The following is a 7443-nucleotide window of genomic DNA, read 5'->3' on the forward strand; positions in this document are numbered from 1 at the left end:
CACCTCGAAGCGTGAAGAACGGCCGTCCTGCTGTCCCGGGAACGAACCAAGATCAGCGGGTCAGGTGAACCGCCGAGGTTAAACATCAAGCTCAGGCATGGCACCGTTGCCTTGTCCAGGGAACGAGCGATGGTCGCCACGGGAGCGAGCGTCGTCGCCCTGGATATGCGCACGGGCCGATCGGCATGGACCGTGCCGCACGGCCTAACGGACGAGGCTCGGCTCGGGGCCGCAGGGGATCGGCTCGTTCTCGTTACGCAGCGGGCGGGTACCGCCACCGTCAGGTCAGTGGATGCCGCCGACGGCACAGTGCGCTGGGAGAAGCCGATGCCCGTCGACGGCCCCGTCGCGCGGGTACGGATCGTTGCCGTGGACCCCCTGCTGCTCGCCGTCGAGGGCGAGGGCCGTCGCGGCCCGAACTGTGTGCTGCGACTGGACGCGGAGGGCAATGCCGTCGCGGACTTTGGAACGTGCGGAACGGATCGCGGTCAGCGCCTTCTCGCCCGAAGCGGCGAGGGCACTGATCAAGATGATGCCGTGATCACACAGGCTCGTGAGACGGCTTGAGCCCGGCTGGGAGTTGGGTAGCGGTGACGCCGGCCACCACGGCAGCGGCCCTACGGCGGTCACCGGCTCAGCGATCACTGGATTCTCAAGGATGTGGTCATCCCGCCAGCCGAGGCAGCGCAGAATGGGGCGTCATGAGGGTAGTTGTCGCTGAGGACTTGACGTTGCTGCGCGACGGTCTGATCCGGCTGCTGACCGCGCACGGCTTCGACGTGGTCGCTGCGGTGGACAGCGGGCCGGATCTGGTGCGCGCCCTGTCGGAGCACCGCCCGGACGTGGCCGTGGTGGACGTCCGGCTGCCGCCGACCCACACCGACGAGGGGATCAGGGCCGCGCTGAGCGCCAGGCAGGAGATCGACGGACTCCCCATCCTGGTGCTGTCGCAGTACGTCGAGCGGCTCTACGCCCGAGAGTTGCTCGCGGATGGCCGGGGCGGCATCGGCTACCTGCTCAAGGACCGAGTGTCGGACGTCGGGGACTTCGTCGAGGCGGTACACCGCGTCGCCGCCGGCGGAACCGCCCTCGACCCGATGGTGGTGGCGAGGCTGCTGGACAGCCGGCGGCGGGCGCTGCCGCTGGACCGGCTCACCCCGCGTGAGCGGGAGGTGCTCGCGCACATGGCGCAGGGCCGGTCGAACGCTGCCATCGCGACCGCCCTGGCGATCACCGAGAAGGCGGTCGGCAAGCACACCAACAACATCTTCGCCAAGCTGGGGCAGCCGCCGTCGGAGGACGACAACCGCCGGGTCCTCGCCGTGCTGGCGTACCTCGACGGATGGGGGGTCTAGGCCCACCACCGAAGACACAGTCCAGGCCCAGGGACTTCCCCGCGCTCGCGGACCAGCCTGGGCTCATGACACACACCAACAGATGCCCCAGCGTCCCGACTCCCACTGCGGGACCGGTGCTCCGTTCCGAACGGGCACTCGCCCCCGACCTGGCCCGCGGCGCGATGCTGCTGTTCATCGCCCTGGCCAACGCGGCGAACTTCGCCTTCGCCGGCCAGCCCGGCATCGACGGTACGCCACACGGCCTGCAGCGAGTGGTCAACTTCTTCATGGTCATGTTCGTGGACAGCCGGGCGTACCCGGTGTTCGCGGTGATGTTCGGCTACGGGTTGGTGCAACTGGCCCGCCGGGCTGCCGCGGCCGGCGCCGACCCGCGACGCATCCTGCTGCGCCGCAACGCGTGCCTCATCGTCTTCGGTGCCATCCATGCCACGTTGTTGTATTTCGGTGACTTTCTCGGCGCGTACGGCATCGTCGGAATCATCGCCACGCTGGTCCTGCTCCGCCGCGGCGACCGGTTCCACCGCCTCGTCGTGTGGCTGTGGGCGCTCGTGCTCGGCTACACCCTCGTCCTCGCCGCCATGCTGGTCGTCAACGCCAAGAGCGGTCACGCGATCCTCACCAACACCCCCAACCCGTCCTTGGCGGCAACCTCGTACGGACAGGGCGCCCTGGATCGGCTCGCGGAGTGGCCGGCGCACACCGCGACGGTGGTGCCGTTCATCTTCATCGTCTGGCTCGGCATATGGGCAGCGCGCCGCCGCATCCTGGAAGACCCGGCGACACACCAGGTCCTGCTGCGCCGCACCGCGGTAGGCTGCCTGGCCGTCACCGTGCTCGGCGCCCTGCCGTACGCGCTGGTGGCCACCGGTGCGCTCCAGGTCGACCCCGGTACTCTCGATGCCATGGCCTATCTCCACGCGATCAGTGGCGAGTTCGGTGGTCCGGGCTACATCGCCCTGTTCGGATTGCTGGCGATGCAGATCTCCACCGGCCCACGCCGGCTGAAGACCGTTGGCGCGGTCGCCGCGTTGGGCCAGCGGTCGCTGAGCGGGTACCTGTTCCAGTCGGTGGCCTGGACCATCGTCTTCGCCCCGTTCGCCTTGGACCTGGGGGGTTCCACGTACCGCGCGGTCATGGCCGCGGTCGCGGTGTGGACGGTGTCGGTGCTGGCCGCACGGGCCATGGAGAGGCGGCGGTACCGGGGACCGGCCGAGCTCCTGCTGCGCCGATTGACCTACGGTCGGTCATGAGCGTCCCCCCGTGGCGCTGGCCTGCCAGAGTCCGGATCGGCCTGGCCGTGGCGGTGTCCGCCGCGGCCGGGCTGCTCTGGGCCGGCACCGGTGGCGGAGACTTCTGGCCGCGGTGGGTCTGGTTCGGCCTGGCCACCGTGCTCGCCGCCGACCAGCTTCTGCGGTGGGTTTGGCGCGTGCCACCGGGCCGGCGGCGCTGGCTCGCGCTGGACGGCGCCCTCTGCGCGCTCATCGCCACGGACGACGTGGCGATCTGGGCGCTCTCCGGTGGTGGACTGTTCTGGCCCATCTTCACCTTCCTGGCACTGTCCATGGTGTTGGGCACGCACGCGTTCCTGGTGAGCCGCCACCCCGACGACCGGGAGCGGGCCTTGGTCGAACGGGTGGACACGCTCACCCGTACCCGCCGCGGTGCGGTGGAGAGCCAGGTGGCCGAGCTGAAGCGGGTCGAACGCGACCTGCATGACGGTGCGCAGGCCCGCCTTGTGTCGCTCGGCCTGACCCTCGGCATGGCTCAGGACCTGATCCACCGCGACCCGGACGCCGCGGCTGAGATGCTCGGCGAGGCCCGTTCCACCGCCGGCAGCGCGCTGGAGGACCTCCGTACCGTCATGCACAGCATCCAGCCACCGGTGCTCGCCGACCGAGGCCTTGCCGACGCGGTCCGGGCACTCACGCTCGACCTGCCGCTGCCGATCACCATCACCGGCGACCCGTCGCCCGACATCCCTGCGGCGGTCCAGACGGCCGGGTACTTCGCCATCGCCGAATGCCTGGCCAACACCGTCAAACACAGCCAGGCGACCGCGGCTTCGGTGACCTACGTGACCGGCCCGCAGACGCTGCGGGTCGAGGTGGCCGACAACGGCGTCGGCGGCGCCGTTGTCGCACCCGGCCGCGGCTTGCACGGCATCGTCCAACGGCTGGCGACCCTCGACGGCCAGCTCGACGTCGACAGTCCGGCCGGCGGCCCGACGCGCGTCATCATCACCGTCTCGGTCTGAGCTGATGCTGACGGAACTGGGCGTCGCGGTCGGGCACGTGGCTGCCGGCCCTCGTCTTGGCCATGCCTTGCAGGCTGAAGCCCATCGCATGCAGCAGGCCTGCGACAACCGGGGCGCTGACTGGGTGGCCGGCCTCCGTCAGCTCGCGGGCCAGGTCCCGCAGCGAGGCGGTGGTCCAGCGCAGTGGGGAGACCGGGTCGCCGACCTCCCGAGGCTCGATCAGCGCCTCGAGCACCGGTCGCAGGCCCGGGTCGCGTTCGGCCGCCGGCCTGCGTCCGCCGCCAGGCCGTCGCACCCTCCCAAGCACCTCGGCCCCGGCGGCGAGCTCGTCCCGCCCGCGCGCGATGGTCGATTCTGAGACCTCGGCCAGCCGGGCCACGGTCGCGATGCCGCCATGCCCCAGAGCTTCGGCCTCGGAGGCCAGATACAGGCAGCGCTGCCGCTCGTCCAGGTGCGGCAGCACCGCAGCGAACTTCGCATCGAGGACCGTCAGGGTCTCTTCCGGTATCGCCACGGCAGCCCATCTACCATGTCACGCAGCAAAGTTGGGCTAAAACCAGCAGTAGTTTCCTTACGGCTCCTCACCAGTTCGTCTCTCCTGCGAAATACTTGGCCGCCTTGCGGAGAATGTCCCGCTCGGTCGCGAGCTTGCGTTCGCTGGCCTCGAGTTCCCGCACGCGTGCCTCGAGCTGCCTGATCCGCTCGTCCGGATCGGTGGCCGAAGCCTCCTGCCCGGCCCCGGCCACCGCCTTTCCGCCGGCCGGCGGGGCGGCCGGGTCAGACGCCGCGGCGCCGCGGCGCCGACGGTCGCGCAGCACCCAGTTGCGCAGGGTGTTCCTGTTGATGCCCAGGTCAGCGGCGATGCTCTTGTATGTCGCCCCGGGCGTGGACTCGTACAGGGCCACGGCATCGGCCTTGAACTCGTCCGAGTAGTCCTTCATCGCCATCGGCGGGGGAGGCCCCCTTCTCGCTGCGGATGCGGGCGCGCTCCTTGCGCTGGGCGGCCAGCACGTCGGGATGGCGGGCGTTCCTGCTGCGCCAACGCAGGCGCTTCGGCTGCCGGCACCGAGCTGTTGTTCACGACGATGGACGGCGCCGCCCACCTCCGGGGAAGCCCCCAGCGTCTGCATTGCTATCGATGCTCCGGTGGCTGAGGACCAAGGCGCTGGCTGCAGGGCCTCACAGTAGCTTCGGTGTGATGCCGATGGGCGGCTATGGCTGGGGCGCATCGGCGTTCGGATCGCCGGCTTCGCGCATGAGCTGCCGCATGCTCATTTACACCAAAGACGGCATCCCGCACACCAAATGGCTGCCGTCCTCGTTGCCGAAACGATGGCTCCCACTCCCGCTGTCCTAGCGGCACTCGACAGCCGCGAATGCGGGCTCGGGGAGTCCCTCAAGCAAAATCGCTGACGTCCGGCTCGCTGCCTGCTCTCACTGGCCGTGAACCCCGCCGCGTGAGGGGCGGAAGTCCGGATGCCTGCAGCACCGCCGGCGCCACCACGGATGGGTCTCCGCTGGCCACCCAGCGGAAGCGGGCCACCATCATCAAGTCGTCGACACTCTCCTGCACGAACCCGTCCACGATGCCGAGGCCGCCCGGGCGGTCACGAAATACCACATCGCCCGGCTCCTGATCATCTGCGACCTGCTGGAAGTCCCCCGTGTCGGGGCAACCCGAGAACACGTACACCCAGTGACCCATGCCTGACCTCCTGCCGGGACACAACGACTGCCCCGTTGATCAGGCACCACGGCTGTGGTCCATCCGAGGGAGGCGGGAATCCAAGGCGGTGGCGGCCGCACCCGTGCGCAGGTGCGGCTGCCGGAGGGAGGCTGAGCCTTGTCCTGTGTCAGGCCGAAGGCCCGTCGCTGGGCAGCTCGCTCGCGTGCTCACCGGTGACCAGGTAGACCAAGTGCTGAGGCGCGAAGTCTGCGACGGGGGTGTGGGGCATGACTGCAGGCTGCCCGATTCGCGAGGCGATACGGGGGCGCTCAGCATGGAAATGAACCCGAATGTCGTCGTTTCGCGGAGGTGAGCCGCGATGACCCTGCCCGTGCACCACCGGCCCGGCCGGCTCCTGGAACGCCCGTTCCCGGCCCTGAGCTGGGGGGAGCCGATGGCCGCCGAGTTCGACGACCTCTTCGAGCGGATGAACCGGTTCCTGCAGGCCGCCAGCACGGCACCCGCCGTCGGGGCCTGGTCGCCCCTGGCCGACCTGCACGAAACGGACGAGGCCTACGTGGTCGAGGCGGAACTGCCCGGGATCGAGCGCGAGGACATCGACGTCGAGATCGGCGACCGGGACCTGTGCATCACCGGGGAGTGCAAGCAGTGCGAACGCGAAGGCGTCCTGCGCCGCAGCACCCGGCGCACCGGCCGCTTCGAGTACCGGGCCCTGCTGCCGGCCGACGTCGAAGCCGAAGAGATCACGGCAACGCTGACCGACGGGGTGCTGACCGTCACCATGCCCAAGACCCAGGCGGCCAAGCCGCGCCACATCGAGATCACCCAAACCTAAAGGCGGCACGAAAGGGTGGTGGGGAGGGGTACCTGTCCCCACCACCCGGGAGAGAACCATCCCGAACCCAGGCAACCTCCGCGGTACCTGCCCGCGATAGGGCCGACCGGACCCCCTTGGCCCCAAACCGCACAGACCCGCTCACACCTGGACGCGGGATGCCATGCTGCGAACGCAGAGGGCCACACCATGTCCGGTATCTATGCACTGATCCGTTCCGACGGCCGACTGGAGTTCCGCGACGGCATTCCGGAGCAGATGCACCGGGACACCGACCCCCATCACGGAAGGCCGGCCTCCTTCACCATTCAGCACGCCTCATGGGGCGGCAACGGCCTGCACGGTCACGTCGGCGACGTCTCCTACATGGCCAGCACGTACCCGCCCAACCACATCGCCACCGCACTCGTGACCGCCCTGGGCGGCCCGGCCCAGTACATCTTCGGCAACCTGACCATCTGCGGCACCCAGGCCTCCCCAGACAGCGGGCAACCGATCCTGCGCGGTCTCACCGAGGCACAGCAGCACCTCATCCACGACGTGCACACCGCGGTCACCAAGGAAACCGACACCATGGCGTAAGACGGTCGTCGGGGTCACTGCCCTGCACCCGCGCCAGGACGGGGCACGCGCGATCGTGCCAAGCCGCTGCGTGATCGTACGGTCCCCCGGAATGCCGACGGCGTCTGTGGAGTCCCGATCCCTGGCACGGCTTGGATGCAGCCCCGCACCGAAGATCGACAGGGGAACTTTCTGAACAAACCATCCAGGAGCAGTAGATTTCTTCCTAAGGGATGTCCCGTAAATGATCGTTCTCGCGGTCGGGGTCGTCCTGCCGTCGCGACGACCGGGCGCCTACTCGGCGAGCATGAGGTTGTGCATGTGGGCGATGCCGGATATCGCGTGGTGGACGCCGTCACCGCGTAGGCGGCAATCGCGCAGGATCTTCCAGGTCTTCATGCGGGCGAAGGCGTGCTCGACGCGGGCTCTCACCTGCTTGTGGCTCTTGTTGTGGGCCTGCTTCCATGCCGGGAGTTCCTTGCCCTTGCGGCGGCGGTGCGGGGTGACCAGGCCGGTGCCCGGATAGCCGCCGTCGGCGATCGTGGTGGTGTTCCCGACGGCGGCCTTGGCGCCGGACTCGGCCCAGGCCCGGCAGTCGTTTCGGTTCCCCGGCAGCGGCCGGCCGACCACGACCACCAGCCGGGTGTCAGCGTCAACCCCGGTTATTCAGCGGAATTGGTCGGGCTGACGCCCTGACAGCAGAAAGGTGCCGCTGACCTGCGAGGATGCGAGTGTCTAGATCGTATCC

The 7443-nt window shown here is 69.3% G+C and carries 7 protein-coding genes and 4 pseudogenes; 6 read left to right on the top strand and 5 right to left on the bottom strand.

What is annotated here, in order from left to right:
* Nucleotides 1–111: 111 nt before the first annotated feature.
* From ABZ818_RS42010 to ABZ818_RS42025, 4 genes and pseudogenes are all read left to right on the top strand, one after another.
* Nucleotides 112–324 (top strand): annotated as a pseudogene (locus ABZ818_RS42010) (hypothetical protein); the annotation flags it as partial.
* 377 nt (nucleotides 325–701) lie between these two features.
* The gene (locus ABZ818_RS42015) at nucleotides 702–1355 is read left to right on the top strand and encodes a response regulator transcription factor (RefSeq protein ID WP_361427402.1); all 654 of its coding nucleotides are present in this window, start codon (nucleotides 702–704) and stop codon (nucleotides 1353–1355) included.
* A 116-nt stretch (nucleotides 1356–1471) separates the two neighbouring features.
* Nucleotides 1472–2608, top strand: a complete 1137-nt coding sequence (locus ABZ818_RS42020; RefSeq protein ID WP_361427405.1) for a DUF418 domain-containing protein — start codon at nucleotides 1472–1474, stop codon at nucleotides 2606–2608.
* The gene (locus ABZ818_RS42025; protein WP_361427408.1) at nucleotides 2605–3612 is read left to right on the top strand and encodes a histidine kinase; all 1008 of its coding nucleotides are present in this window, start codon (nucleotides 2605–2607) and stop codon (nucleotides 3610–3612) included. The genes ABZ818_RS42020 and ABZ818_RS42025 overlap by 4 nt, the downstream gene beginning before the upstream one ends.
* A 10-nt stretch (nucleotides 3613–3622) precedes the next feature.
* On the opposite strand, the pseudogene ABZ818_RS42030 reads toward ABZ818_RS42025, so the two are convergent.
* From ABZ818_RS42030 to ABZ818_RS42045, 4 genes and pseudogenes are all read right to left on the bottom strand, one after another.
* Nucleotides 3623–4126: pseudogene (locus ABZ818_RS42030) on the bottom strand (ISAzo13 family transposase); the annotation flags it as partial.
* A 67-nt stretch (nucleotides 4127–4193) separates the two neighbouring features.
* Entirely contained in the window at nucleotides 4194–4559 is a 366-nt protein-coding gene (locus ABZ818_RS42035; protein ID WP_361427411.1) for a transposase, read from the bottom strand.
* Nucleotides 4560–4572: 13 nt separating this feature from the next.
* Nucleotides 4573–4659, bottom strand: a pseudogene (locus ABZ818_RS42040) (IS630 family transposase); the annotation flags it as partial.
* Between the two features lie 349 nt (nucleotides 4660–5008).
* The gene (locus tag ABZ818_RS42045) at nucleotides 5009–5317 is read right to left on the bottom strand and encodes a hypothetical protein (protein WP_361427414.1); all 309 of its coding nucleotides are present in this window, start codon (nucleotides 5315–5317) and stop codon (nucleotides 5009–5011) included.
* 340 nt (nucleotides 5318–5657) lie between these two features.
* On the opposite strand from ABZ818_RS42045, the gene ABZ818_RS42050 reads away from it, so the two are divergent.
* Together ABZ818_RS42050 and ABZ818_RS42055 are read left to right on the top strand one after the other, a co-directional pair.
* On the top strand, nucleotides 5658–6134 hold the full coding sequence (locus ABZ818_RS42050; protein WP_361427417.1) for an Hsp20/alpha crystallin family protein: 477 nt from the start codon (nucleotides 5658–5660) through the stop codon (nucleotides 6132–6134).
* A gap of 189 nt (nucleotides 6135–6323) precedes the next feature.
* Nucleotides 6324–6716: a hypothetical protein gene (locus ABZ818_RS42055; protein ID WP_361427420.1), complete on the top strand. Its 393-nt coding sequence runs from the start codon at nucleotides 6324–6326 to the stop codon at nucleotides 6714–6716.
* Between the two features lie 273 nt (nucleotides 6717–6989).
* On the opposite strand, the pseudogene ABZ818_RS42060 reads toward ABZ818_RS42055, so the two are convergent.
* A pseudogene (locus tag ABZ818_RS42060) lies at nucleotides 6990–7352 on the bottom strand (transposase); the annotation flags it as partial.
* Nucleotides 7353–7443: the final 91 nt, after the last annotated feature.

Origin of the sequence: Streptomyces sp. NPDC047453 (genome assembly GCF_040643155.1) — a bacterium.
Taxonomy (GTDB): domain Bacteria; phylum Actinomycetota; class Actinomycetes; order Streptomycetales; family Streptomycetaceae; genus Streptomyces.